The following is a 26,590-nucleotide window of genomic DNA, read 5'->3' as shown; positions in this document are numbered from 1 at the left end:
AAGAGGTGCTGGCCGCCGCCATGGAGATGATCGCCGAGCGCGGTCTGGAGAAGCTCACGATGGCGGCGCTCGGCCGCGAGGTCGGCATGAGCAGCGGCCACCTCCTCTACTACTTCCACTCCAAGGACGAACTGCTGCTGCAGACGCTGGAGTGGAGCGAGAGCCGGCTCGGCGAGGAACGCCGCCGTCTGCTCGCCCGCCCGGGAAGCGCCCGCGAGCGCCTGGACGCCTACGTCGACCTGTACGTCCCCGACGGCCACCGCGACCCGCACTGGACGCTGTGGCTGGAGGTGTGGAACCGCTCGCAGAACGCCGACGAGGCCGCGCGCGAGCGCCAGTCGGAGATCGAGGGCGTCTGGCACCGGGACCTCGTCGCCCTGATCGCCGAGGGCGTCTCCCGCGGCGAGTTCCGCCCGGTCGACGCCGACCGCTTCGCCGCCCGGCTGCGCGCCCTGCTCGACGGCTTCGCCATCCATGTGGCGATCGGGCTGCGCGGGACGGACCGGGACCTGATCCGGGGCCATGTCCGGGAGTTCCTGGCCGAGGCGCTGCTGGTGGACGGCTGAGCTCGCATCGTGAGACACCGCCGTGGCGCGGGGGAGGTCTGTGCCAGACTGCCCCCGTGCTCTCGTTCGCCATGATTATTGGCAGCAGGCGCGCCGGTCCGCAGTGACCGCCTTCGTACGACCAGGTACGGGCGGACACCGTCGTCCTCGACCCGCGCGCAGACCTCTCGCACCCGCGAGGGGTTTTTTCGCTTTTCTGGCCCACCCGCAGCCGGGGAGCGCAGGCGCGAGGGACCATGGGGGGACGGTGGAGCCGGTCATTCCGGTAAGACCGAAGATCCACAACAGGAGCCTTGAGACCATGACCGCGACGACCGATTCGGCAACCAGCGAGCTCGACGACTCGTTCCACGTCTTCGACACCACCCTGCGCGACGGCGCCCAGCGGGAGGGCATCAACCTCACCGTCGCCGACAAGCTGGCCATCGCACGGCACCTGGACGAGTTCGGCGTCGGCTTCATCGAGGGCGGCTGGCCGGGCGCGAACCCGCGCGACACCGAGTTCTTCGCCCGCGCCCAGCAGGAGATCGACTTCCGCCACGCCCAGCTGGTCGCCTTCGGCGCGACGCGCCGCGCGGGCACCACGGCCTCCGAGGACCCGCAGGTCAGGGCGCTGCTGGAGTCCGGCGCCCCGGTGATCACCCTGGTCGCCAAGTCCCACGACCGGCATGTGGAACTGGCCCTGCGCACGACGCTGGAGGAGAACCTGGAGATGGTGAAGGACACCGTGTCCTTCCTCCGGTCCCAGGGCCGCCGGGTCTTCGTCGACTGCGAGCACTTCTTCGACGGCTACCGCGCGAACCCCGAGTACGCCAAGGCGGTCGTCCGTACGGCGTCGGAGGCCGGCGCGGACGTCGTGGTGCTCTGCGACACCAACGGCGGCATGCTTCCCGCGCAGGTCCAGGCGGTGGTCTCCACGGTGCTGGCGGACACCGGCGCCCGCCTCGGCATCCACGCCCAGGACGACACGGGCTGCGCGGTCGCCAACACCCTCGCCGCGGTGGACGGAGGCGCGACCCACGTCCAGTGCACGGCCAACGGCTACGGCGAGCGGGTGGGCAACGCCAACCTGTTCCCGGTGGTGGCGGCCCTGGAACTGAAGTACGGCAAGAAGGTCCTGCCGGAGGGCCGCCTCCGCGAGATGACGCGCATCTCGCACGCCATCGCCGAGGTGGTGAACCTGACCCCGTCCACGCACCAGCCGTACGTCGGCGTCTCGGCCTTCGCCCACAAGGCCGGCCTGCACGCCTCCGCCATCAAGGTCGACCCGGACCTGTACCAGCACATCGACCCCGAGCAGGTCGGCAACACCATGCGGATGCTGGTGTCGGACATGGCGGGCCGCGCGTCGGTCGAGCTCAAGGGCAAGGAACTCGGCATCGACCTGGGCGGCGACCGCGAGCTCGTGGGCCGGGTCGTCGAGCGGGTGAAGGAACGCGAACTCAAGGGCTACACCTACGAGGCGGCCGACGCGAGCTTCGAGCTGCTGCTGCGCACGGAGGCCCAGGGCGGCAGGCCCCTTCGCTACTTCGAGGTGGAGTCCTGGCGCGCCATCGTCGAGGACCGCCCCGACGGCACCCACGCCAACGAGGCCACCGTCAAGCTCTGGGCCAAGGGCGAGCGCATCGTCGCCACGGCGGAGGGCAACGGCCCCGTCAACGCCCTCGACCGCGCGCTGCGGGTCGCCCTGGAGAGGATCTACCCCCAGCTCGCCAAGCTGGACCTGGTGGACTACAAGGTCCGCATCCTGGAAGGCGTCCACGGCACCCAGTCCACCACCAGGGTCCTCATCTCCACGACCGACGGCGCGGGCGAGTGGTCCACCGTGGGTGTGGCCGCCAACGTCATCGCGGCCTCCTGGCAGGCACTGGAGGACGCCTACACCTACGGACTGCTGCGCGCGGGGGTACGACCGGCGCAGTGAGCGCGGCCGGTGCAGGGCCAGTGGGTGCGGACTTCGTCGAACGAGGGGTTCGGACGAGAGCGGGCCGCGACGAACTCCGCACACACCGGCCGGGCAGTCCTAGCGCAGGGACCACTTCTGGTTGGCCGCTCCCGTGCAGGACCAGATCTGGGCGCGGGCGCCGTTCGCCGACGAGTTGTCCGTGACGTCGAGGCACTTGTTCGCGGCGAGGTTCACCACGTCGCCCGTCGAGGCGTTGTAGGACCAGCGCTGGGCCCCCGTGCCGTTGCAGTCGTACAGCTGCACCTTGGCTCCGTCGGCCACCGAGCCGCCCGTGACGTCGAGGCACTTGCCGAGGGCCTGGACGGAGCCGTCCGCCCGGACCGTCCAGCGCTGGGCCGCCGTGCCGTTGCAGTCCCACAGCTGGACGGCCGTGCCGTTCGCGGTGGAACCGCCCGCCACGTCCAGGCACTTGCCCGCGAGCCCGACGAACGAGCCGGTCGTGTCGCCGCCCCCGGACGGGGAGCCGGTCCAAGTGAAGGTCGCGGAGGTGCGGCCGGGCAGCGAGTAGGTGGCGTGCTGCCCGCCCCAGTTGATCGTCACCGTACGGGCCGACGTCGAGTCGTTGTAGGCGATCAGGGCCTTGGAGCCGTCGGGGTTGCGCCAGGCCACGTTCGGGACCGCCGAGGACGCCGTCGAGGCGATGCGCTGCGCGCCCGGACGGACGAACTTCGTCAGGTGGCCCATCGTGTAGTACTCGACGGTGAAGTCGACCTGCCCGTGCCGGGCGTCCCCGTTGTGGACCGTCACCAGGCCGGTGCAGACGCCGCAACCGCCGTTGTGCGGGCCCATGTTCTGGTCCACGGCCAGGGACCACTTCGTCACCGACTTCGCCCAGTGCCGGGTGTAGTCGATGATGTTCATCATGTCCTCGCGCTGCTGGTGGGCGATCCAGGTGCCGCCCGAGTGCTCGGTGCCGAAGGCGTCCAGCTGCGGATACTGGTCGTGCACGGCGCTCTGCTTGGCCACGTCACCGCCGTAGCCGTGCCAGGCGATGCCGCCGAAGTTCGGGTGGGTGCGGATCGCCGGGTCGTTCACCGTCTGGGCGGCGTAGGCGTCGTAGTCGGACCAGTTCCAGTCGTGGGCCAGGACCTTCGTCGTCAGGCCCGCCGCGGCCAGCTTCGGAAGCAGCTCGTTCTTCGTGAAGTAGGCCAGCCCCGAGGCGTTCCAGCTCATCGACGGGTAGCCGGAGCAGCAGGTCGGCTCGTTCTGGGCGGTCACGTAGGCCACCGGGACGCCCTGGTCGCGGTAGGCCTGGAGGTACTTCACGAAGTACGACGCGTAGGTGCCGTAGTGCTCAGCCTTCAGCCAGCCCCCGTTGAGCTGTCCGCTGTCCTTCATCCAGGCCGGCGCGGTCCAGGGCGAGGCCATCACCGTCAGGGCGGGGTTCAGCTGCCGGGCCTGGCGGGTCAGCGGGACCACGTCCTGGAGGTCGTGGCCGATGGAGAACTCCGACAGGTCGGGGTCGGTCTGCCCGGCGGGGACGTCGTCGTACGTGTAGCCGAAGCGGGCCAGGTCCGACGCGCCCATCGGGTTGCGCAGGAACGACAGGCCGATGCCGTCCGTCGGCGAGAACAGCCTGCGCATGGTGTCGTCACGGGTCGCCTGGGACAGGGCCCCGCTGCCGTCCATCAGCCACGCGGCGGTGTCGGTGAAGGAGGCGCCGCCGCCGGTGAAGGTCTGGTAGCGGGTGTTCTCGTCGACGGTGATGTTCTCACCGGCCCCGCCCGCCCCGGCCTGGAAGGCGAACGGGGTCTGGGGCTGGAGTCCGCGGACCACATGCCGTCCGCCGGAGTCGTCCGTGGTGGTCAGCCAGACGCCGACCTGCTCGCCCGCGGCCTGCGCGGGGGTGGCCGCCGTCGTGAGACCTGCCGTCGTCAGCAGCCCGGCCAGCAGCAGCCGGATGGAACTCCTCATGGTGCGCCGCCCTTCTGAGGTGGGGTGGGGAGGCGTGCGAGCGGTGAGTAAATGACGGGTCGGTCCCCCCGTCAAGGGCCTGCGCGTTCATTACTCGAAACGACAACGCCCCAGATCCGGCCGCTGGTTGGCTCCCGTATCAGTTCTGGTGTGAAGTCTTGACGCCACCCCGCTTCACCAGTTAACTCACGCCGTGATCTAAGCCGTGACGAGAGTCGAGGGACCGTTCCATGCGAAGAACCGCCCTGCTCGCCTGCGCCACCCTGCTCACCGGCCTGCTGCCACTCGCGGCCAACGCCGCCCAGGCCGCCGACGACCCCGCCCCCGTCCCCGTCGACCGCTTCGAGGGCGAGGTGCCCTTCGCCGATCCCCCCGCCGGCGGCCTCTTCACCTGGGGCAGCGACACCGACGACCACCCCGCCCTCACCCTCCGGGCCCGGCCCGACGCCCCCGAGGGCGACAAGGTCCTCGCCGGGACCTACGACATCAGCGGCTGGGGCGGTTTCACCCACGACTTCGCCTTCGCCGAGCCCGCCCACGACTGGTCCGCCCACAAGGGCGTGCGCCTGTGGTGGGAGGGGCACGGCACCGGCCGGAGCATCGCCTTCGAGCTGAAGGACGGCGGCGCGAACGGCGAGGCGTCCGAGCTGTGGACCACGTCCTTCGCCGACGACTTCACCGGCTGGAAGCAGATCGAGCTGCCGTTCAGCGCGTTCACCTACCGCACGGACTACCAACCGGTCGGTGGCATCGACCAGATCCTCGGCCTCACCGAGACCTGGGGCTACGCCCTCACCCTCCCGGTGGGCCTCAAGGGCGAGTTCTCGATGGACGGCGTCGAACTGTACGGCCGCGCCGACCAGTCGAGGCGGGTCTCCGTCACCACCGACGCCGCCGTCCACCCCGTCGAGGAGGGCGGCACCGCCACCGTCGGCCTGACCCTCGGCACCCTCGGCGGCGCCCCGACCGACGAGCCGGTGACCGTCTCCTACGAGACCGCCGCGACCGGTGGTGCCGAGCCCGGCAAGGACTTCACGCCGGTCTCCGGGACCGTCACCTTCCCCGCCGGCACCCCGAGCGGCACCACCCGCACCCTGCGCGTCTCCACCCTGCGCGACGACGCCGCCGAGCACGCCGAGACCGTCGCGGTGCGGCTCACCGTGACCGGCGCCAAGGCCCCCGCCGAGGACCCGCAGGTCGTCATCGACGCGCACGGGCTGCCGTACCTCGACCCGAAGCTGCCGGTCGCGAAGCGGGTCGCCGATCTCCTCTCCCGGATGTCCCTGGAGGAGAAGGCCGGCCAGATGACCCAGGCCGAGCGCGGTGCCGTCACCGCCGAGCCGGGGGACATCGCCGCACAGGGCCTCGGCTCGCTGCTCTCCGGCGGCGGTTCCACACCGACGCCCAACACCCCCGAGGCATGGGCCAGGATGATCGACGGGTTCCAGCTGCGCGCGCAGGCCGGCCGGTTCCAGATCCCGCTGATCTACGGCGTGGACGCGGTGCACGGCCACAACAACCTGGTCGGCGCCACCGTCATGCCGCACAACATCGGCATCGGCGCGGCCCGTGACCCCGGGCTCGCCCGCCGCACCGGCGCGGTGACCGCGGCCGAGGTCCGCGCGACCGGTGTGCCCTGGGACTTCGCGCCCTGTCTGTGCGTGACGCGCGACGAGCGGTGGGGCCGGTCGTACGAGTCCTTCGGCGAGGACCCCGCGCTCGTCGAGTCGATGGAGACGGTGATCCAGGGCCTGCAGGGCCGCGCCGACGGCAGCGACCTGGACCGGGACGACAAGGTGCTCGCCACGGCCAAGCACTTCGTCGGGGACGGTGGCACCGCCTTCGGCTCCTCCACCACCGGCAGCTACACCATCGACCAGGGCGTCACCAAGGTCACCCGCGAGGAACTGGAGGCCGTGCACCTGGCGCCGTACCAGGGCGCCGTCGACCGCGGCGTCGGCACGGTCATGCCCTCCTACTCCTCCCTCGACCTGATCGGGGACGGCCGCGGGCCGGTCAAGATGCACGCCCGCGCCGACATGATCAACGGCGTCCTGAAGGACCGCATGGGCTTCGACGGCTTCGTCATCAGCGACTGGGCCGCCATCGACCAGATCCCCGGCGACCTCGCCTCGGACGTGCGGACGTCCGTCAACGCGGGCCTCGACATGATCATGGTGCCGTACGCCTACAAGGACTTCCGTACGACGCTGATCGCCGAGGTCCGCGCCGGACGGATCGCCGAGTCGCGGATCGACGACGCCGTGGCCCGCATCCTCACCCAGAAGTTCCGGCTGGGGCTCTTCGAGAACCCGTACGCCGACACCTCCGGCGCCGCGGCCGTCGGCTCGGCCGCCCACCGCGCGGTCGCCCGCGAGGCGGCGGCGAAGTCCCAGGTGCTGCTGAAGAACGACGGCGGCCTGCTGCCGCTGCGGAAGAGCCAGAAGGTCTACGTCGCCGGGTCCAACGCCGACGACATCGGCAATCAGACCGGCGGCTGGACCATCACCTGGCAGGGCGCGTCCGGCGACATCACCCCCGGCACGACCGTCCTCGAGGGGCTGCGCGAGGCCGGAGGGGACGTCACCTGGTCCAAGGACGCCTCGGCGCCGACCGCCGGCCACGACGTCGGTGTGGTCGTCGTCGGCGAGACCCCGTACGCCGAGGGCATGGGCGATGTCGGCAACGGCCACGACCTGGAGCTGTCCGCCGTCGACAAGGCCGCGGTCGACACGGTGTGCGCGGCGATGAAGTGCGTGGTGCTGATCGTGTCCGGGCGTCCGCAGCTGCTCGGCGACCGCCTCGGCGACATCGACGCGCTGGTGGCGTCCTGGCTGCCCGGCACCGAGGGCGCCGGAGTCGCGGACGTGCTCTACGGACGCCGCCCCTTCACCGGACAGCTGCCCGTCACCTGGCCGAAGTCCGAGGCACAGCTGCCGATCAACGTGGGCGACTCGGCGTACGACCCGCAGTACCCCTACGGGTGGGGCCTGACCACCGGAGGCAAGGTGCCCGGCGGCGGGGCCGCGACCCTGAGGGCCCTCGGGGTGGCGGCGGCCGCGGCCGAGCGGGCCGGGGCGGACGGGGCCGGCCGCGCGCTGGCCGCCAAGGCCCGGCTGATCGTCCAGGCGAAGGCCGGGCAGCACATCACGGCCGCGCTCGCCAAGCCCTTCGCGGAGGCGGAGCACCTGGTGCTCACCGGGCGCTACGGGGCGGCCGTGGCGAAGCTGACGGTCGCCTATCGGGCGGCCTGACCACAAAGGAGTTATGTCTGGTTCGGGCACCTTCGGGTAGCTTCGATGGTATGAAGGTCGTTCCATCGGCCCGAGGGCCCGCCGGACTGCTGATCGCGCTGGCGTTCGCCGTCCTGACTGTGCTGACGGCGGGCGCCCCGCCCGCCGGTGCGGCCACCGATGTGTCGACGATCGCCGAGGCCCTCCGCGAGAGCCCCGTCTACGTCGCCCCCGGGGCCCAGGACCAGCTCTCCGAGTCCGACGCGGAGGCGCTGGTGAAGAGGATCGAGGGCGCCGACAAGCCGGTGTTCGTCGCGGTCCTGCCCGCCGACCAGCCCACGGGGACGCTGTTCCAGGACCTGCGGACCGCCACCGGGATCACCGGCCTGTACGCGATCCGCGTCGGGGACCGCTTCGACGCCCGCGCCGACTCCTCCGTCCTGTCGCGCGGCGCCGTACGCAATCTCGTCCGAAGCGTCCAGGGCGTGGACGACGCCGCCGTCCAGCTGGGCGACTTCACCGACCGGGCCGTCGCCAACATGGGCGGCTCGGCCCCGTCGGGCTGGGACTCCGGTGACCAGGGCGGCGCCTCGGCCGGCACGCTCGTCGCCCTGGGCGCGGTCCTCGCGGCGGGCGGTGCCGGCGCCTACGCCCTGGTCCGCCGCAACCGGCGCCGGCACGACGAGGCCCGGCGCGAGGCGCTGGAGAAGCTGCGGGTCGTCGTCGACGAGGACATCACCGCCTACGGCGAGGAACTGGACCGCCTCGACTTCCGCCCCTCCGAACCCGGGGCCGACGACGCCATGCGCGAGGACTACGCCCATGCCCTGGACTCCTACGAGCAGGCGAAACGGCTCATGGAGCAGGCCCAGAGGCCGGAGGACGTGCGCGCGGTGACCGAGGCCCTGGAGGACGGCCGCTTCTCGCTGGCCCGGCTCGCGGCCCGCCGTCAGGGCAGGCCGCTGCCCGAGCGCCGGCCGCCCTGCTTCTTCGACCCGCGCCACGGTCCCTCGGTGGCGGACGTGGAGTGGACGCCCCAGGCGGGCGCGAGTCGGCAGGTCCCGGTCTGCGCCGCCGACCGGGCCCGGCTCGCCGACGGCCGCGATCCCCTGGTCCGCGAGGTGGACACCGTCTCCGGCCGCCGCCCCTACTGGGACGCCGGTCCCGCGTACGGCCCCTGGGCGGGCGGCTACTTCGGCGGCGGGCTCCTGCCCGGCCTGCTCATCGGCACGATGCTCGGCAGCGCCATGGCGACTCCGGCGTACGCCACCGACTACGGCGCCGGTTACGGCGACTTCGGCGGCGGCGGTTACGAAGGCGGCGACGTCTCCGGCGCGGACTTCGACTCCGGCGACTTCGGCGGGGGCTTCGGGGGCGGCGGCGACTTCGGCGGAGGAGGGGACTTCGGCGGGGGAGGGGACTTCGGCGGCGGGTTCTGAGGATCCCCGAAAGCGGACAGGAACCGACCTGTAGGCGGTCTACGGTGCTCTTATGACGCCCCAGGACGACGCCCTCTTCTTCGCGACACCCGCAGACCTGGACGCCTGGCTGTCCCGGCACCCCGCGCCGCATGCCGGCCTGTGGGTCAAGGTGGCCAAGAAGGGATCGGGCCTGCGGTCCGTCACGGCTGCCGAGGTCAACGACGTGGCCCTGTGCCACGGCTGGATCACCGGCCGGCGCAGGGCGCTCGACACCTCTCACTACCTCCAGCGCATCACCCCGCGGCGGCCGGGCAGCGTGTGGTCCATGGTCAATGTGCGCCGCGTGGCGGAGCTGACCGCCGAGGGACGGATGCGCCCCGCCGGGCTCGCCGAGGTGGCCGCCGCCCGGGCGGACGGGCGCTGGGAGGCCGCGTACGAGTCGCAGAGGAACGCGGCCGTGCCCGAGGAACTGGTCCGGGCCCTGGAGGACAGCCCTCGTGCGAAGGCGGCCTTCGAGCGGCTCGGCAGAACGGACCGGTACCTGGTCATGCTCGGCCTGCTCCGGGCCCGTACACCCGAGGCGCGGGCCGCCCAGGTCTCCGCGGCGGTCGCCGGGCTGGAGGCGTCCTGACACGCCGAGCGCCCGCCCTCCCCGGGTCAGGGGATGAGGGCGGGCGCGCTCAGGGGTGCTCAGGCGTCAGGCGTTCTTGATCGCCGAGATGTCGAAGTTCAGCTTGATCTTGTCCGAGATGAGGACGCCGCCGGTCTCCAGGGCCGCGTTCCAGGTCAGGCCGAACTCGGAGCGCAGGATCTCCGCCTTGCCCTCGAAGCCGACGCGCTCGTTGCCGAAGGGGTCCTTCGCGGCGCCGTTGAACTCCAGGTCGATGCTGATCGGCCGGGTGACACCGAGGATCGAGAGGTCGCCGGTGATGCGGTAGTCGTCACCGCCGAGGGCCTCGGCCCCGGTGGAACGGAAGGTCATCGTCGGAAACTCGTCGGTCTTGAAGAAGTCGGCGCTCTTCAGGTGACCGTCACGGTCGGCGTTGCCGGTGTCGATGCTCTCCATCTTGACGTCGATCGAGGCCGTGGAGCGGGCCGGGTCCGTGCCGTCGAGGTGCAGCGAGCCGGAGAAGTCGAGGAACTTGCCCTTGACGTTGGTCACCATCGCGTGCCGGGCGACGAAGCCGATCGTGCTGTGCGCGGCGTCGATGCCGTAGTCGCCGGTCAGCGCGGCCAGGTCCGGGTTCACGGCGGCGGCGGTGGCGGTGGTGGTCTCGGTGCTGTCCTTGCGGCCGAAGATGCCCATGGTGTGCTCCTTGAAGGGGACGGAAGCTGTTGAATGTTCAACGAGCTCAACGAGAACGACCGTAGACCTATTCCGTTCAAAGTTCAACAGCTTTGCCGCGGTGGGTTCGGTTTCCTGCGGATGGCCTACGGTGGTGAGCCGCGCCACCCCTATCTCCATTTGTTGGACCCCTACAGCCCCTATGCCCTCTGAGCAGTCGAAACGCCTGCACGGCCCTCTGGTTCTGTTCAGTGCTACCAGGAAAACGGGCCGGACACTGTACAGAGTCGACGGCTCGCAATCCTTGGTGGGCTTCGTAAGGTCACTACATGACCGTTTTGGAAGAGACGACGGGTGAGCCCACCGACGCGCGCGGGCGGGTCGCCGAGCTGCACGAGATCCGTGCGCAGGCGCTGGCCGGGCCGAGCGAGAAGGCGACCGCGGCGCAGCACGCCAAGGGCAAGCTGACCGCGCGGGAGCGTATCGAGCTGCTCCTGGACCCCGGCTCCTTCCGGGAGGTCGAGCAGCTGCGCCGGCACCGCGCTCAGGGCTTCGGCCTGGAGGCGAAGAAGCCGTACACCGACGGTGTCATCACCGGCTGGGGCACGGTCGAGGGCCGGACGGTCTTCGTGTACGCGCACGACTTCCGGATCTTCGGCGGCGCGCTGGGCGAGGCCCACGCCACCAAGATCCACAAGATCATGGACATGGCCATCGCGGCCGGCGCCCCGCTCGTGTCCCTCAACGACGGGGCGGGCGCCCGTATCCAGGAGGGCGTCAGCGCCCTCGCCGGCTACGGCGGCATCTTCCAGCGCAACACCCGGGCCAGCGGTGTCATCCCGCAGATCTCGGTGATGCTCGGCCCGTGCGCGGGCGGCGCGGCGTACTCGCCGGCCCTGACGGACTTCGTGTTCATGGTCCGCGAGACCTCGCAGATGTTCATCACCGGCCCGGACGTGGTCAAGGCGGTGACCGGCGAGGAGATCACCCAGAACGGCCTCGGCGGCGCCGACGTGCACGCCGAGACCAGCGGTGTGTGCCACTTCGCCTACGACGACGAGGAGACGTGCATCGCCGAGGTGCGCTACCTCCTCTCGCTCCTGCCGCAGAACAACCGCGAGAACCCGCCGCGCGCGGAGTCCGCGGACGCGCCGGACCGCCGCTCGGACGTCCTGCTCGACCTCGTCCCGGCCGACGGCAACCGGCCGTACGACATGGCCAAGGTCATCGAGGAGATCGTCGACGACGGCGAGTACCTGGAGGTCCACGAGCGCTGGGCCCGCAACATCATCTGCGCGCTGGCCCGCCTGGACGGCCAGGTAGTCGGCATCGTCGCCAACCAGCCGCAGACCCTCGCCGGTGTCCTGGACATCGAGGCGTCGGAGAAGGCCGCGCGTTTCGTCCAGATGTGCGACGCCTTCAACATCCCGATCGTCACCCTTCTGGACGTCCCCGGCTTCCTGCCTGGTGTGGACCAGGAGCACGGTGGGATCATCCGGCACGGCGCCAAGCTCCTCTACGCCTACTGCAACGCCACCGTGCCGAGGATCAGCCTGATCCTGCGCAAGGCGTACGGAGGTGCCTACATCGTCATGGACAGCCAGTCCATCGGCGCCGACCTCACCTACGCCTGGCCGACGAACGAGATCGCCGTGATGGGCGCCGAGGGTGCCGCCAACGTCATCTTCCGGCGGCAGATCGCCGACGCCGAGGACCCCGAGGCCATGCGGCAGAAGATGGTCAAGGAGTACAAGGCCGAGCTGATGCACCCGTACTACGCGGCCGAGCGCGGCCTCGTGGACGACGTCATCGACCCGGCCGAGACCCGCGAGGTGCTCATCCGGTCCCTGGCGATGCTCCACACCAAGCACGCCGACCTGCCGTCCCGCAAGCACGGCAACCCCCCGCAGTAACCCGGCGGTTCGACCGCCGTACCCCTGCGGAAACCTCATCCATGGAGACTGACACCCATGAACCTCCCTGACATCCGTGTCGAGAAGGGCCACGCCGAGCCCGAGGAAGTCGCCGCCCTCACGGCCATCCTCCTGGCCCGCGCCGCCTCCCAGCCGACCCCCACCCCGGCCCACCGCGGCCGCGCGAAGGCCGGCTGGCGCCGCCTGGAGCGCGAGCCCGGCTTCCGCGCCCCGCACAGCTGGCGATAGGACGCAGAAGAACGAAGCAGGGCCCCTCTCACAAGAGAGGGGCCCTGCTTCTTTTCGTCCAAGGGCGCGGGGCCGTATCGACATGCGGCTCCATCGACATGCGGCTCCGGCGACATGCGGCTCCGGCGCGCGGGCGCGAGAAGCCGAAGAGCTGCCGCAGACGGCGTACGACCGTCCACGGCAGCTCGGTGGCCGAGGCCTTCCTACCGAAGCCGCGCCATCAGCGCGTGCTCCACCAACGTGATCAGCGCGGACTTCGCGTCGGCGCGGTGCCGGGCGTCGGTGGTGATGATGGGGGTGTCCGGGCCGATCTGCAGGGCCTCGCGGACCTCCTCCGGCTGGTACGGCTGATTGCCGTCGAAGCCGTTGAGGGCGATGACGAACGGCAGCCCGCTGTTCTCGAAGTAGTCGACGGCCGGGAAGCAGTCGGCGAGGCGCCGGGTGTCCACGAGCACGATCGCGCCGATCGCGCCGCGCACCAGGTCGTCCCACATGAACCAGAACCGGTCCTGGCCGGGTGTACCGAAGAGGTACAGGATCAGGTCCTGGTCGAGGGTGATGCGGCCGAAGTCCATGGCGACCGTGGTGGTCGTCTTGTCCCCGGTGTGGGTGAGGTCGTCGATGCCTGCCGAAGCGGACGTCATGACGGCCTCTGTGCGCAGCGGGTTGATCTCCGAGACGGCGCCGACGAACGTGGTCTTGCCCACGCCGAAGCCGCCCGCCACCACGATCTTCGCGGAGGTGGTGGAGCGGGAAGGACCGCCGCTAGAGCTTGCGAAGTCCACTGAGCACCCTTTCGAGCAGTGTCACGTCTGGCTGGCCGCCGGCGTTCTCGGCGCCGCCGGGCTGATGGATGGCGACCAGGCCCGCCTCCGCCAAGTCGGCGACGAGGATCCTGGCCACGCCGAGGGGAATCGTGAGCAGGGCCGAGATCTCGGCCACCGACTTGATCTCCCGGCACAGATTGCAGATCCGCTGATGCTCGGGCAGCTGGCCCTGCATCTGGTGCGGAGCCGCGGTGGTGTGCACCAGCGCCTCGATGGCGAGCTGGTACCGCGGCCTGGTGCGGCCGCCCGTCATGGCGTACGGACGCACCAGGGGGTTGTTCGACGCCCCGGCGGGCGCCGGCTCAGGGGCACGTCGCTGCGGCTGCACCGGCTGGATGCGCGGTGACTGCGGCTGGTCGTACGGCGAAGGGCCGGGGCCCTGCGGAACGTACGGCTGCGGATGACCCGGCGCGGAGGGGAAGTCGTACCGGTTCTGGGAACCGTCGCCGTGACCCTGGGCAGGGTCGTACGACCAGTTACCCGGTGAACCGCCTGGGGGTGTTGCCACTTCTTCCTCCTCCGACTGTGCCGGGCACCCATCCATGTGGAGCCGCGTCCCGAAACCTTACGGTCTCGGGAGGCGAAAACGCACCGTCCCTCTGTCAGTTGAGCAGGCTCCCCTGGAGCTCCGCCCGCAGGTCCGGGGTGAGGACCGTGCCCGCGCGGTCCACCAGAAGGGCCATCTCGTACCCAATGAGGCCGATGTCCGCTTCCGGGTGGGCCAGCACCGCGAGCGACGAACCGTCGGAGATGGACATGATGAAGAGGAATCCCCGCTCCATCTCCACAACCGTCTGGTTCACGCTGCCGCCCTCGAAGATGCGCGAGGCACCGGCGGTCAGCGAGGTCAGACCGGAGGCGACGGCCGCGAGCTGGTCGGCGCGGTCGCGGGGGAAGCCTTCGGACATCGCCAGAAGGAGTCCGTCGGCGGAGACCACCACGGTGTGGGACACCCCGGGGGTGTTGTCCACGAAGTTGGTGATCAACCAGTTCAGGTTCTGTGCCGCCTGGCTCATCGGGCTCACACTAACGCTCCTGGTTGTAGGTGCTGTCAGGACCGAAGCCCTGGCCGTTCGTTTCACTTCCTGCGCTGCGTCCCCGCTGGACACCCCGGCGCAGGTTGCTCAGCCTGCCCCGGACGTCCTCGGGGGCGCGGGAGACCTGTGGGCCGCCCTGCGGGGTCGATTCCGCGGTGCCCTCGACCAGATTGGCCTTGGGCACCCGCCTCGGCAGGCCGGAGGAGGTGACCCCGCCCGCCTTGGGCTTCCTCAGCTGCGCGGCCTGCTGCCAGCGCTCGTCGTTCGCCGAGCGCCAGTTGCTGTCGCCGTTGCTCTCCGGCGCGGAGGCCGGAGGCTCCCGGTCCGCGGGCCGGGCGCCGTTCGCGCTGCCGCCCGTGGCCCCGCGACGGGGGAGCCCGGCGTCGGTGGAGCCGGTGGACCCGCGGCGCGGAAGTCCGGCGTCGGTCAGCGCGTGCCCGGTGGAGGAAGCCGCATCCGGACGGTCGAAGCCTACGCGGTCCCGCTCGCCCGCGTCAGCGGCCTGTGCAGATTCCGCTTGCGGAGCGTACTGGTCCGGGTAGCCGTTCCGGTAGCCGTCCTGCTGCTGCCAGTCCGCCTGGTAGGACTGCTCCTCGTAGCCCGAGTAGCCGTCCTGGCCGGAGGCGGGCACCGACGCGTGCTGGTCCTGGCCGCCCTCCGTATAGCCCGGCTCGGGGTAGCCGCCGGAGGACGGGAAACCGTCGCCCTGCGGCAGGCCGCCGTTGGGGGCGTAGTACTGCTGCTCGTCGTAGGCGGGCTGGTGCTGCTGCTCGTCGTACGACGGCTGCTGCCCGTACGCGCCGGAGTCGTCCGGGTAGCCGTTCTGGCCGCCCGCGTAGCCCTGACCGGCGAACTCGTCGTACGCCGACGACTCGGAGGGGTCCTGCGACGGCTGCGGGCCGTGCGTCTGGGCCTCCAGGGCCGCGCGGCGCTCCTCGCGCATCAGGGAGCGGCCCACCGGGTCCAGCTCACGGATGTCGTCGGGGACCTCGGTGTAACGACTGTCGTCGAAGCCGAGCTCGGCGGCCGTGCGCATCGGCGGGGCCTGGCTGAAGTCCTCGCCGCGGAACTGCTGCTCCGGGATGATCTGCGAGACCGTGAACTCGTCGCGCTCCACCGCCGGCTCGCCACCGCCACCGTGCGTGATCGCGTCCGGCAGCATGACCAGCGACGTCGTACCGGCCTGCTCTCCCGAGGGGCGCAGCTGGACCCGGATGCCGTGCCGGTCGGACAGCCGGCCGACCACGAACAGACCCATGCGCTGGGAGATCGCGGCGTCCACGGTCGGCGGGTTCGCCAGCTTGTGGTTGATGTCCGCGAAGTCCTCGGCCGTGAGGCCGATGCCCTTGTCGTGGATCTCGATCATGACGCGGCCGTCGGGGAGACGGGTCGCGGTGACGCGGACCTTGGTCTGCGGGGAGGAGAACGTCGTCGCGTTCTCCAGCAGCTCCGCGAGCAGGTGCACGAGGTCGGTGACCGCGCGGCCGTGGATGTCGGCCTCGGGGACGCCGGACAGCTCGATGCGCTCGTACTGCTCCACCTCGGAGGAGGCGGCGCGCAGCACGTCCACCAGCGGGACCGGCTGGTCCCAGCGGCGGCCGGGCTCCTCGCCGGCGAGGACCAGGAGGTTCTCGCCGTTGCGGCGCATACGGGTCGCCAGGTGGTCCAGCCTGAAGAGGTTCTCCAGCTGGTCCGGGTCGGCCTCGTTGTTCTCCAGCTCGGTGATCAGGGTCAGCTGGCCCTCGATCAGCGACTGGTTGCGGCGCGAGAGGTTGGTGAAGATCGCGTTGATGTTGCCCCGCAGCAGGGCCTGCTCGGCGGCCAGGCGGACCGCCTCGCGGTGGACCTGGTCGAAGGCGCGGGCGACCTCGCCGATCTCGTCGGTGGTGGTGATCGGGATCGGCGCGACCCGGGTGTCGACCCGGCCGGGGTCGGTGCGCGAGAGCTGGTCGACCAGCATCGGCAGACGCTGCTCGGCGATGCCGAAGGCGGCGTTGCGCAGCTGGCGCATCGAGCGGCTCATCTGGCGGGCGACCATGCCGGCCAGGATGAACGCGGCGAGCAGGGCGATGACGACGATGCCGCCGGTGACGAACGCGTCCTGCTTGGCGTCGTCGGCGATCGCCTGGGCCTCGTCCACCGCCTTGTCCACGAGCTCGGTCTCGACCGTGTTGTAGCCCTCGAACTTCGCGGTGGAGGCCCCCATCCAGTTCTGGACGGTGACGCCCTTCTGCGCCAGCTCCTCGCTGCTGAAGGCGCCGGAGGCGATGCCCTGGACCATACGGTCGGCGGCGGGCATGGCGGAGTAGGCGCCGCCCTGCGTGGAGGAGGTCTGGCCGGCGTCGACCGCGGTGCCCTTGTCACCGACGGCCTTGCGCTGCTCGGCCATGACCTCGTCGAGCCGGTCGACGTCGGCCTGGGTGGCGCCGGAGACGAACTCGTTGACCGCGATGCCCTCGAGGTAGCGGTAGGAGACCAGCGACACCCGCTGCTGCTGGGCCACCTCGGCCTTGTCGCTCGGGCGCAGCAGCAGGTGCGTGCCGATCGAGCGCTGCAGCGAGGCGGCGGCCTTGGCGAGCGAGACGGCGTACACGGTACGGCCGTAGCTGGTGACGTTGCCGGTGCCGAGGCTGAGCTCGTTGGCGAACTCCATCAGACCGTGCTGGACGGCGACGTAGCCCTCCTCCGTCTTCACCGGGTCCATGGCCTCGGTGTAGGCGGCCTTGCGCAGCGCGTCGAGCTTGCTCTCGTTGGACTGGAACAGCTCCATGCGGCGCTTCAGCGACGCCGTCTGCGGAAGGTCCTGGGCGGCCTCGTCGAAGTTCTGCTTCGCCGCGTCGGTCACGGCCCGCAGCTTCTCGACGTCGTCCGTGACGCCCTTGCCGGCCAGCAGGTCGGGGGCACTCAGGTCACGCTCGTCGAGCAGGGCCTGGCCGTACTCGTCGGCGGCGCGCACGAGAAGGGCGACCTTCTCGGCGTCCTCGGCGTCCTGCCAGGTGTCGATCGAGCTCTTGACCTGGAAGCCGCCCATGACGAGGCCGACCAGCACGGGTATGAGCAGGATCGCGTTCAGCCGGGTCGGCACCCGCCAGTTGCGCGGGGACAGCCGGCCGCCGCTCTCGACGGGGGCGGCCGCGGGCTCCGAGCCGGGCACGGGGGCGGGCGCCGCTCCGCGCGGCGGCGGGGTGAAGTTGCCCCGCGCAGGCGGCTCGGGACCGTTCTTGCTTCGCCTCACTCGACCAACAACCTCTCGGCGGCGGGCACCTACGTCGTGCCGCAGTGTCTCAGAGCCCGGTTCGTCATCGACCACGGAGTACGTCTTTGACTAATGGGCAGTTCAGGCATTCCAGCACGTCAACCAGTGCAGTTCCAAACATGGGGAAGCGCCGGATCGGGATCTTGTAAGCGCCAGATAAAACGGTCAAAAAGAGCGAGCCCCGTCAAAAGACGGGGCTTTCGTGAGCACAGCGAGACCGGCCGACCGCGACGCGTGGTGGCGGTTGCCGATTCCTCTGCCGAAACGTTATGAACACCGGAGCCGGCCGTGTCAAAAGCCACAGCCGGCTCCAAAGCGTCTACGACGACAGCTGTACAACTGCCCCACGGAACTGACGATTTGGCTGCTACCGCAGGCGTGCCATCAGAGCGTGCTCCACCAGCGTGATCAGCGCGGACTTCGCGTCCGCCCGGTGCCGGGCGTCGGTGGTGATGATGGGGGTGTCCGGGCCGATCTGCAGGGCCTCGCGGACCTCCTCCGGGTGGTACGGCTGGTGGCCGTCGAACCCGTTGAGCGCCACCACGAACGGCAGCCCGCTGTTCTCGAAGTAGTCCACCGCCGGGAAGCAGTCCGCCAGGCGCCGGGTGTCGACCAGCACGACCGCGCCGATCGCGCCGCGCACCAGGTCGTCCCACATGAACCAGAACCGGTCCTGACCGGGCGTGCCGAACAGGTACAGGATCAGGTCCTGGTCCAGGGTGATACGGCCGAAGTCCATGGCGACCGTGGTGGTCGTCTTGTCCCCGGTGTGGGTGAGGTCGTCGATGCCCGCGCTCGCGGACGTCATCACGGCCTCCGTGCGCAGCGGGTTGATCTCCGAGACGGCGCCGACGAACGTGGTCTTGCCCACGCCGAAGCCACCCGCCACCACGATCTTCGCGGAGGTGGTGGACCGTCCGGTGGAGACCGGACCGCCGCTAGAGCTTGCGAAGTCCACTGAGCACCCTTTCGAGCAGTGTCACGTCCGGCGCACCGGTGGTTTCGTCGCCACCCGGCTGGTGGATGGCGACCAGGCCGGCCTCGGCAAGGTCGGCCACGAGGATCCGCGCCACGCCGAGCGGCATGGAGAGCAGCGCCGAGACCTCCGCGACCGACTTCACCTCACGGCACAGATGGCAGATGCGCTGGTGCTCCGGCAGGAGCCCCATCAGCGCTGCCGGGTCGGCCGTGGTGCTGATCAGCGCCTCGATGGCGAGCTGGTAGCGCGGCCGGGTCCGGCCGCCGGTCATCGCGTACGGCCTAACCAGCGGCTGGTCGCCCTCGTCCCCGTACGGATCGTCTGCGTACGGATCATGAGAGGCGGTGGGCGGGGTCATGAATCCTCCGGGCGGGACAGCATGTCTCGGTCGGTCGTGCCGTCTGAGCAGGGCCGGTGGGGGGATTGTGTCGGCCGAACGGTGATTTGGTGAGGCGTATGGATCTCGGGCTGATCAGTGAAGCAGACTGCCCTGGAGCTCGGCGCGCAGGTCGGGCGTGAGCACCGCACCCGCACGGTCCACGAGGAGCGCCATCTCGTAGCCCACCAGACCGATGTCGCACTCGGGGTGCGCGAGCACGGCGAGCGACGAGCCGTCCGAGACGGACATGAGGAAGAGGAACCCTCGCTCCATCTCGACGACGGTCTGCGCCACGTTGCCGCCCTCGAAGATCCGGGAGGCCCCGGCCGTCAGCGAGGTGAGACCCGACGCGACGGCCGCCAGCTGGTCGGCGCGGTCGCGCGGGAATCCCTCGGACATGGCGAGGAGCAGGCCGTCTGCGGACACCACGACGGTGTGGGACACACCGGGGGTGTTGTCAACGAAGTTGGTGATCAACCAGTTGAGGTTCTGTGCTGCCTGGCTCATCTGGCTCAACTAACGCTCCTGCTGGTGAGAGGGGCTGGGGAAGCTCCCGGTCTGGCCGTTGCCGGCCTGGCGACCCTGAGCGATGCCCCTGCGGAGATTGGTCAGCCGCCCGCGCACGTCGTCAGGCGCACGCGAGACCTGCGGACCGGCTTGGTGCTGTTGCTGCTGAGCCGTACCCGGGACGAGGTTCGCCCGGGGTACCCGGCGCGGAAGGCCGGACGTGGTGATGCCGCCCGCGGCCGGCTGCCGGACGCGCTCGGCCTGCCGGACGAGGTCGTCGTTCGGCGAGCTGCGCCAGGCGGTGGCGGCGGGACGCTGGGGAGCCGGCGCCGGGGTGGCCTGGGGCGTCTGCGGGGCGGCCGGAGCCGCGCCCTGCTCGGCCTGGCGCTCCTGGCGGAACCAGTTGGTCTCCAGGGTGTCGTAGAGCGGCGTACGGCCATCACCCGGGCCCGACGCCGGCGGCAGGGCCTCCGGCTCGGGGCGGGCGGCGGGCCGCTGCTGCTGCGGACGCTGCGGGGAGGCCGGGCGCACGCCCTGCTGGGGGCGCTCGAACTGGCCGGTGGAGCCGTTGTCGTAGCCCTGCTGGGCCGGGAACTGGCCGGTGGCACCGTTCTGGTAGCCCTGCGGGGCGGCGAACTGGCCGGTGGAGCCGTTGTCGTAGCCCTGCTGGACCGGGAACTGACCCGTGGCGCCGTTCTGGTAGCCCTGCGGGGCCGTGAACTGACCGGTGTCCTGCGGGGAGTCGGCACCCGGGCGCGCGTAGTCGGCGGGGCCGGCCGGCAGGCCCGGACGCTCGTCGGTCCGCGGGATCGCCGGCATCTCGGCCGTGGCACCGGGGCCCTGTCGGTCGTCGACGCGGGGCATACGGCCCGTGCGGTCGAGGTCCGACTCCTCGTGGCCGCGCGGGGTGTCCAGCGAGGCACGGGAGACCGGCGGCTGCGCGTTGTCGTCGCTCCAGGCGGGCCGCTGCTGCTGCGCGGGACCGCCGGGCAGCTCGGGCCGGGCCCCGCCCTGCGGCGGCAGCTGGGGCCGGCGGCGGCGCGGGGCGCTCTGCTCGCCGTTCGCGTCACCGCGCTGCGGGGTCACCGGGCCACGCGGACCGCCGAAGGCGTCCTGACCCTGGCCCTGGCCCTGGCCCTGGCCCTGGCCCTGGCCCTGACCGGCACCGGCGGACTGCCGGCCCTGGCCGGCGCCGAAGGCGTCCTGGCCCTGCTGCTGCCTGCCCTGTGCGCCACCGAAGGCGTCCTGGCCCTGGCCGCCCGCGGGCCCCTGTCCGAAGCCGGCCTGCGCCGGAGCCGGACGGCCCTGCTGGCCGCCGGGAGCCTGCTGGCCGCCGGGACCCTGCTGCTGGCCACCGGGACCCTGCGGGCCGCGCGCACCACCGGGCGTTCCCGGGAAGGCGCCGTCACGGCCGGGCAGCGCGGCGCGCGGACCCTGGCCGGCGCCGAGCAGCCCGCCACCGGCGGAGGGAGCACCGCCACCGAGCGCGCCGCCGTTCTGACGCCGGGCCGCGGCCGCGCCGGCGGCGGCCTGAGCCGCGGCCGGGCCGCCGACGCCCGGGCCCTGACCGGCCTTGGGCTGGGGCTTCTTGCCGCCCTGTGCGACATCGACGGGCAGCATGACCAGCGCGGTCGTGCCACCGGAGTCGGACGGGCGCAGCTGGATGCGGATGCCGTGGCGCTGCGACAGACGGCCGACCACGAACAGACCCATGCGGCGGGAGACGGAGACGTCCACGGTCGGCGGCTGCGCGAGCCGCTCGTTGATCGCGGCCAGGTCCTCGGGGGACAGGCCGATACCGGTGTCGTGGATCTCGATCAGCACCCGGCCGTCGGGCAGCGCGTGACCGGTGACCTTGACCTTGGTCTGCGGCGAGGAGAACGAGGTCGCGTTCTCCAGCAGCTCGGCGAGCAGGTGCACGAGGTCGTTGACGACCCGGCCTGCGACCTGTGTGGTCGGCACGGAGGCCAGCTCGATGCGCTCGTACTGCTCCACCTCGGACGCGGCGGCGCGCAGGACGTCGACCAGCGGGACCGGGCGGGTCCAGCGCCGGCCGGGCTCCTCACCCGCGAGGACGAGGAGGTTCTCGCCGTTACGGCGCATACGGGTCGCGAGGTGGTCCAGCTTGAACAGCGAGGCCAGCTGGTCGGGGTCGGCCTCGCGCGACTCCAGCTCGGAGATCAGCGACAGCTGGCGCTGGATCAGACCCTGGGAGCGGCGCGAGAGGTTGGTGAACATCGCGTTGACGTTGCCCCGCAGCAGGGCCTGCTCGGCGGCGAGGCGGACCGCCTCGCGGTGCACGTCGTCGAAGGCCGCGGCCACCTGGCCGATCTCGTCACGGGAGTGCACACCGACCGACTCCACAGACGTGTCGACGTCCTGCGGGTCGGACTCGGACAGCTGCTTGACCAGCTCGGGCAGCCGGTCCTGGGCGACCTTGGTGGCGGTCTCCTGCAGCCGGCGCAGCGAGCGGATCATGGAGCGGGCCACGACGAAGGCACCGACGAGGGAGACGCCGAGCACCAGCAGGATCAGCGCACCGGAGATGATCGCTTCCTGCTCGGACTCGTTGCGCAGCTCACGGGCCTTCTGCTCCATGTCGTCGAGCAGCTGGGTCTCGATCTTGCGCATCTGCTCGATCTTCGCCGAGCTGTCGTCCACCCAGTCCAGGTAGGAGCGGCGGCCCAGGCCCTCGATGCCGTCGGTCCGGCTGAAGGCGCGGTCGGCGTAGACGTCGGCGTCCTTGATGGTCGCGTTGCCCTCTTCGACGGGCTTGAGGGTCTCCGCGGCCTCCTCGGTGCCGTAGATGCTGCGGAAGCTCGCGAGTTCGGACTCCTCGCTCTCCAGGGCCGACTGGCCGTAGAGGCGGTCGTTCTCGGAGAGGTCACCGTCGGACTTGTTGTTCGCCGGGAGGGCGGCGGCCAGGACGGCGCGCTGGATCGACGCGTACTCCTTGGCGGAGGAGAAGGCAGCCAGCGTACGCGTCCGCTTGATCATCTCCGGGTTGCTGGTGGCCTCCGCCATGTCCTGGGAGAGGTCGAGCAGGTGGGTGATCAGGCGGTGGTAGGCCTCCACCGTCTGGGTGGAGTTGCGCTCTGACTCGTAGGCCTTGGCGCGGATCTTGGCGACGTTGCCGAGCTCGCCGACCAGGCCGACGAGGGTGTCGCGCACGCCCTCGAGGTTGCCGTCCTTGGCGGCGGCGTCGATCTCCTCGGAGGCGTTGATGAAGTTGTCCGTGGCCCGGTCCGTCTTGGTCCGGTAGCCCTTGATCGTGAGGTCGTTGGCCGTGGAGTCGTGCGCCAGCGGGCCGGCCGACTTGTCGCGCTCCTCCTGGAGGGCGGCGGCGAGCTCGGTGGCCTGCTTCGTCATGTCCGTCAGCAGCCGCATGTTGTCCAGCTGCTGCATGTCTTCCATGGACTGGTTGATGCGCAGGGCGCCCAGCGTGGTCGCGGCGACCACGGGGAGCGTCAGCAGCGCCACCAGTCGGGTGGAGATGCGCCAGTTGCGCAGCGCTATTCGCGGACCGGGGCCGGTGGGGCCCTGCGGCGGCTTCACGGTGGGGGTGGGCGCGGCCGACGGTGCCGATGCGCCGGGGCGCCCGGAGCGGTCTGCGTCGGACGGGGTCGGGCCCTGGTTCTGGGCGTGCTGGGGCGAGGAGCCGACGGCCTTGGGGCCCGTCCCGCCATGCGGCTCCGGCTCCGCCGAAGCGCTGCCATCCCTCTTGAAACGTCCCTGCACTAGCGTCGCAACCTCTGGACCAGGCGCCCTTCCGACTGAACGGAAGAACGGTGTCGGCGTCGTCGGGGACGCCCTGAATGCGTCCCCGGATGGTCGTGAGTGACCGGCGCTGGCTTCCCCCTTCTCACCGCCGCTCGGCGCTGTGTGCGCCCCTGCGCCGGTTCGATCCCGCGGCGGTCCGTGGAATTCCAGCACAGTGCAGGATCTCCAACAAGGCCCGTAGGCCATGCCGCGACTTCTGTGACACCGTGTGAGGGCCGGATCACGAGCCGTACACCTACGGCTCCCGTATAACGGGCATTTCCGGGCGATCCGCTGGGCGGGCTCTGGTGTCCCAGTCGCCATGATCAGGAGCGGAATGACGGCTTCAGGGACGCAATGTCCGTTTCGTGGGCATGAGTTGCGGGCCTGAATTGACCGGTTTGAGTGGCGATTCGTGAGCAAACTCACACGGGGATCATGGCGTCTTCACGCGTTCTGCAGGGAAGCGGATGTTTAGCCTGACGCTTTACAAGAGGTAACAGTCTGACAACCCCCGACCAGCACACGACAGGATCCGTACCACCGTGAAGACGACGACGATGTTCCGCCTTGCCAACCCGCGGCGCACCACGCTGGCGCACCTGAAGGACGCCGACGAACTGCAGATCCCGCAGCGCCCGGAGCACTCCGTCGAACTCCCCGCGCAGACCGCCAACCCCCGGCGCACGGTCCTGATGGAGCTCCCGGCCACCGCCGCCGCCTCCGCAGAGTAGTACGCACGACCGGGGCGGACCGTTCAGGTCGAGCCCGGCTCGAGCACCCGTCGAGGGCGCCGCGGACCCATCCGGTCCGCGGCGCCCTCGCTCGTCCGGCCCGTGCTCCGGCTCCGCCCAGGGGCCGGCACGGCCCCGGGCGCGAGGCACCGGCGCGGACGGGCGCGGCGTATATGGGCGCGGCGGCCGCCGCCCGCCGCGCTAGCCTGGAGCGTCAGACTCCAGCCGGTTAAGTCAAGGGGCCAAGCAACCCGTGCGCATCGCCAGGTTCTCCATCGACGGGAACGTCGCCTTCGGCGCGGTCGAGGGCGAGAAGCAGGACGAGCTCGTCCTCGACATCATCAAGGGCATCCCGTTCGCGGACTTCGAGCTCTCCGGCACGAAGGTGCCGCTGAGCAAGGTCAGGCTGCTGCCGCCGGTGCTCCCCAACAAGGTCGTGGCCTTCGGCCGCAACTACGCCGAGCACGCGCGCGAGCTGGGCAACGAGGTGCCCGAGGACCCGTTCGCCTTCTTCAAGCCGGCCACCTCCGTGATCGGCCCGGGCGACGCGATCCAGTACCCGTCCTTCTCCGAGGACCTCCACCACGAGGCCGAGCTGGCCGTCGTCATCGGCCGCATGTGCCGCGAGGTCCCGCGCGAACGCGTCAAGGACGTGATCTTCGGCTACACCTGCGCCAACGACATCACCGCCCGTGACGTCCAGAAGCGCGAGAAGCAGTGGGCCCGGGCCAAGGGCTTCGACACCTCCTGCCCGCTCGGCCCCTGGGTGGAGACCGACCTCGACGCGAGCGACCTCACCATCCAGCTCACGGTCAACGGCGACCAGCGCCAGCTCGGCCGGACGAGCGAGATGGTCCACTCGATCGAGGACCTGATCGTCAACATCACCGAGGCCATGACGCTGCTGCCCGGCGACGTCATCCTCACGGGCACCCCCGCGGGGGTCGGCCCCCTGGCTGTCGGCGACGAGGTCGCCGTCACCATCGAAGGCATCGGCACTCTCACCAACAAGGTTGTCAAGCGTGGCTAGCGCACCCGTCCCCGCCGTCCGAGTACGGTTCTGCCCCTCGCCCACCGGTAACCCGCATGTGGGCCTGGTCCGCACCGCCCTGTTCAACTGGGCGTTCGCCCGGCACCACCAGGGCACGCTCGTCTTCCGCATCGAGGACACCGACGCGGCCCGCGACTCCGAGGAGTCCTACAACCAGCTGCTCGACGCGATGCGCTGGCTGGGCTTCGACTGGGACGAGGGCCCCGAGGTCGGCGGCCCGCACGCGCCCTACCGCCAGTCGCAGCGGATGGACCTCTACAAGGAGGTCGCCGGCAAGCTCCTCGACGGCGGCCACGCCTACCACTGCTACTGCTCCCAGGAGGAGCTGGACACCCGCCGCGAGGCCGCCCGCGCCGCCGGCAGGCCGTCCGGCTACGACGGCCACTGCCGCGAGCTGAGCGCCGCGCAGGTCGAGGAGTACAAGGCCCAGGGCCGCGAGCCGATCGTCCGCTTCCGCATGCCGGACGAGACGATCACCTTCACCGACCTGGTCCGCGGGGAGCTGACCTTCACCCCGGAGAACGTGCCGGACTACGGGATCGTACGAGCCAACGGAGCCCCGCTCTACACGCTCGTTAACCCGGTCGACGACGCGCTGATGGAGATCACCCACGTCCTGCGCGGCGAGGACCTGCTCTCCTCCACCCCGCGCCAGATCGCCCTGTACAAGGCGCTGATCGAGCTGGGCATCGCCAAGGAGATCCCGTCCTTCGGCCACCTGCCGTACGTGATGGGCGAGGGCAACAAGAAGCTCTCCAAGCGCGACCCGCAGTCGTCGCTGAACCTCTACCGCGAGCAGGGCTTCCTGCCCGAGGGCCTGCTCAACTACCTCTCCCTGCTCGGCTGGTCCCTCTCCGCCGACCGGGACGTCTTCTCGATCGAGGAGATGGTCGCGGCCTTCGACATCGCGGACGTGAACCCCAACCCGGCCCGCTTCGACCTGAAGAAGTGCGAGGCGATCAACGGCGACCACATCCGCATGCTCGACGTGAAGGACTTCACCGAGCGCTGCGCCCCCTGGCTGAAGGCCCCCTTCGCGCCCTGGGCCCCGGAGGACTTCGACGAGTCCAAGTGGCACGCCATCGCCCCGCACGCGCAGACCCGTCTGAAGGTCCTGTCGGAGATCACCGACAACGTCGACTTCCTGTTCCTGCCGGAGCCGGTCCTCGACGAGGCGAGCTGGACCAAGGCGATGAAGGAGGGCTCCGACGCCCTGCTGCGCACGGCCCGCGAGAAGCTGGAGGCGGCCGACTGGACCTCGGCCGAGTCCCTGAAGGAGGCCGTCCTGGCCGCCGGCGAGGCCCACGGCCTCAAGCTCGGCAAGGCCCAGGCCCCCGTCCGCGTCGCCGTCACCGGCCGCACGGTCGGCCTGCCCCTGTTCGAGTCCCTGGAGATCCTGGGCAAGGACGCCACGCTGGCCCGCATCGACGCGGCGCTGGCGAAGCTGGCCGCGTAGGTCACACACGCACCGAGGGGCGGTACCCGATCCTCCGGGTACCGCCCCTCGTGCGTTC

The 26,590-nt window shown here is 70.9% G+C and carries 20 protein-coding genes; 10 read left to right on the top strand and 10 right to left on the bottom strand.

Annotated features, from left to right (window positions below; genetic code table 11):
- Window positions 1-20: 20 nt before the first annotated feature.
- Together ACIGXJ_RS31085 and cimA are read left to right on the top strand one after the other, a co-directional pair.
- Complete coding sequence (locus ACIGXJ_RS31085; protein ID WP_399652619.1) at window positions 21-566, top strand: TetR/AcrR family transcriptional regulator; 546 nt, start codon at window positions 21-23, stop codon at window positions 564-566.
- A gap of 301 nt (window positions 567-867) precedes the next feature.
- Window positions 868-2,490 carry a citramalate synthase gene (gene cimA / locus ACIGXJ_RS31080; RefSeq protein ID WP_399652364.1) on the top strand — a complete coding sequence of 541 codons (1,623 nt, stop codon included), beginning with the start codon at window positions 868-870 and terminating at the stop codon, window positions 2,488-2,490.
- Window positions 2,491-2,589: 99 nt separating this feature from the next.
- On the opposite strand, the gene ACIGXJ_RS31075 is transcribed toward cimA, so the two are convergent.
- A complete protein-coding gene (locus ACIGXJ_RS31075) occupies window positions 2,590-4,446 on the bottom strand; it encodes a ricin-type beta-trefoil lectin domain protein (RefSeq protein WP_399652361.1) in 1,857 nt (618 codons plus the stop codon).
- A 230-nt stretch (window positions 4,447-4,676) separates the two neighbouring features.
- On the opposite strand from ACIGXJ_RS31075, the gene ACIGXJ_RS31070 reads away from it, so the two are divergent.
- Genes ACIGXJ_RS31070 through ACIGXJ_RS31060 form a run of 3 tightly spaced genes read left to right on the top strand, consistent with a single transcriptional unit; the run spans window position 4,677 to window position 9,731 of the window.
- Entirely contained in the window at window positions 4,677-7,700 is a 3,024-nt protein-coding gene (locus tag ACIGXJ_RS31070; RefSeq protein WP_399652359.1) for a glycoside hydrolase family 3 protein, read from the top strand.
- Window positions 7,701-7,750: 50 nt separating this feature from the next.
- Window positions 7,751-9,118, top strand: coding sequence for a hypothetical protein (locus tag ACIGXJ_RS31065; RefSeq protein ID WP_399652357.1), 1,368 nt, complete (start codon window positions 7,751-7,753; stop codon window positions 9,116-9,118).
- Window positions 9,119-9,170: 52 nt separating this feature from the next.
- Entirely contained in the window at window positions 9,171-9,731 is a 561-nt protein-coding gene (locus ACIGXJ_RS31060; protein ID WP_399652355.1) for a YdeI family protein, read from the top strand.
- A gap of 66 nt (window positions 9,732-9,797) precedes the next feature.
- Here ACIGXJ_RS31060 and ACIGXJ_RS31055 read toward each other — a convergent pair whose 3' ends face one another.
- Window positions 9,798-10,406, bottom strand: coding sequence for a YceI family protein (locus tag ACIGXJ_RS31055; protein ID WP_399652352.1), 609 nt, complete (start codon window positions 10,404-10,406; stop codon window positions 9,798-9,800).
- Window positions 10,407-10,714: 308 nt separating this feature from the next.
- Between ACIGXJ_RS31055 and ACIGXJ_RS31050 the strand changes: the two genes are divergently transcribed.
- Entirely contained in the window at window positions 10,715-12,298 is a 1,584-nt protein-coding gene (locus tag ACIGXJ_RS31050; RefSeq protein WP_399652350.1) for an acyl-CoA carboxylase subunit beta, read from the top strand.
- A 57-nt stretch (window positions 12,299-12,355) separates the two neighbouring features.
- A complete protein-coding gene (locus ACIGXJ_RS31045; RefSeq protein ID WP_399652347.1) occupies window positions 12,356-12,547 on the top strand; it encodes an acyl-CoA carboxylase subunit epsilon in 192 nt (63 codons plus the stop codon).
- A 203-nt stretch (window positions 12,548-12,750) separates the two neighbouring features.
- Here the strand turns inward: ACIGXJ_RS31045 and ACIGXJ_RS31040 are convergent, their stop codons facing one another.
- The 8 genes from ACIGXJ_RS31040 to ACIGXJ_RS31005 form a co-directional block, all read right to left on the bottom strand.
- Window positions 12,751-13,332 carry a GTP-binding protein gene (locus ACIGXJ_RS31040; protein WP_399652345.1) on the bottom strand — a complete coding sequence of 194 codons (582 nt, stop codon included), beginning with the start codon at window positions 13,330-13,332 and terminating at the stop codon, window positions 12,751-12,753.
- Window positions 13,313-13,882 carry a DUF742 domain-containing protein gene (locus tag ACIGXJ_RS31035; protein WP_399652342.1) on the bottom strand — a complete coding sequence of 190 codons (570 nt, stop codon included), beginning with the start codon at window positions 13,880-13,882 and terminating at the stop codon, window positions 13,313-13,315. Before ACIGXJ_RS31035 ends, ACIGXJ_RS31040 begins: the two co-directional genes overlap by 20 nt.
- A gap of 94 nt (window positions 13,883-13,976) precedes the next feature.
- Window positions 13,977-14,390: a roadblock/LC7 domain-containing protein gene (locus tag ACIGXJ_RS31030; RefSeq protein WP_004983065.1), complete on the bottom strand. Its 414-nt coding sequence runs from the start codon at window positions 14,388-14,390 to the stop codon at window positions 13,977-13,979.
- Window positions 14,391-14,400: 10 nt separating this feature from the next.
- Window positions 14,401-17,646 (bottom strand): nitrate- and nitrite sensing domain-containing protein, encoded by a 3,246-nt coding sequence (locus ACIGXJ_RS31025; protein WP_399652339.1) that lies wholly within the window; start codon window positions 17,644-17,646, stop codon window positions 14,401-14,403.
- Between the two features lie 388 nt (window positions 17,647-18,034).
- The gene (locus ACIGXJ_RS31020) at window positions 18,035-18,625 is read right to left on the bottom strand and encodes a GTP-binding protein (protein WP_399652336.1); all 591 of its coding nucleotides are present in this window, start codon (window positions 18,623-18,625) and stop codon (window positions 18,035-18,037) included.
- Window positions 18,606-19,004: a DUF742 domain-containing protein gene (locus ACIGXJ_RS31015; RefSeq protein WP_399652334.1), complete on the bottom strand. Its 399-nt coding sequence runs from the start codon at window positions 19,002-19,004 to the stop codon at window positions 18,606-18,608. Before ACIGXJ_RS31015 ends, ACIGXJ_RS31020 begins: the two co-directional genes overlap by 20 nt.
- A 114-nt stretch (window positions 19,005-19,118) precedes the next feature.
- Window positions 19,119-19,532, bottom strand: coding sequence for a roadblock/LC7 domain-containing protein (locus ACIGXJ_RS31010; RefSeq protein ID WP_003973453.1), 414 nt, complete (start codon window positions 19,530-19,532; stop codon window positions 19,119-19,121).
- 9 nt (window positions 19,533-19,541) lie between these two features.
- Window positions 19,542-23,270, bottom strand: coding sequence for a nitrate- and nitrite sensing domain-containing protein (locus ACIGXJ_RS31005; protein WP_399652330.1), 3,729 nt, complete (start codon window positions 23,268-23,270; stop codon window positions 19,542-19,544).
- Window positions 23,271-23,836: 566 nt separating this feature from the next.
- On the opposite strand from ACIGXJ_RS31005, the gene ACIGXJ_RS31000 reads away from it, so the two are divergent.
- The 3 genes from ACIGXJ_RS31000 (at window position 23,837) to gltX (ending at window position 26,532) form a co-directional block, all read left to right on the top strand.
- On the top strand, window positions 23,837-24,025 hold the full coding sequence (locus ACIGXJ_RS31000) for a hypothetical protein (protein ID WP_399652327.1): 189 nt from the start codon (window positions 23,837-23,839) through the stop codon (window positions 24,023-24,025).
- Window positions 24,026-24,278: 253 nt separating this feature from the next.
- Entirely contained in the window at window positions 24,279-25,055 is a 777-nt protein-coding gene (locus ACIGXJ_RS30995) for a fumarylacetoacetate hydrolase family protein (RefSeq protein ID WP_399652325.1), read from the top strand.
- Entirely contained in the window at window positions 25,048-26,532 is a 1,485-nt protein-coding gene (gene gltX, locus ACIGXJ_RS30990; protein ID WP_399652323.1) for a glutamate--tRNA ligase, read from the top strand. The genes ACIGXJ_RS30995 and gltX overlap by 8 nt, the downstream gene beginning before the upstream one ends.
- Window positions 26,533-26,590 lie beyond the last annotated feature (58 nt).

It is taken from the genome of Streptomyces sp. NPDC053367 (assembly GCF_044545925.1).
GTDB lineage: Bacteria > Actinomycetota > Actinomycetes > Streptomycetales > Streptomycetaceae > Streptomyces.
This window is presented reverse-complemented; position numbering and strand designations above follow the sequence as displayed.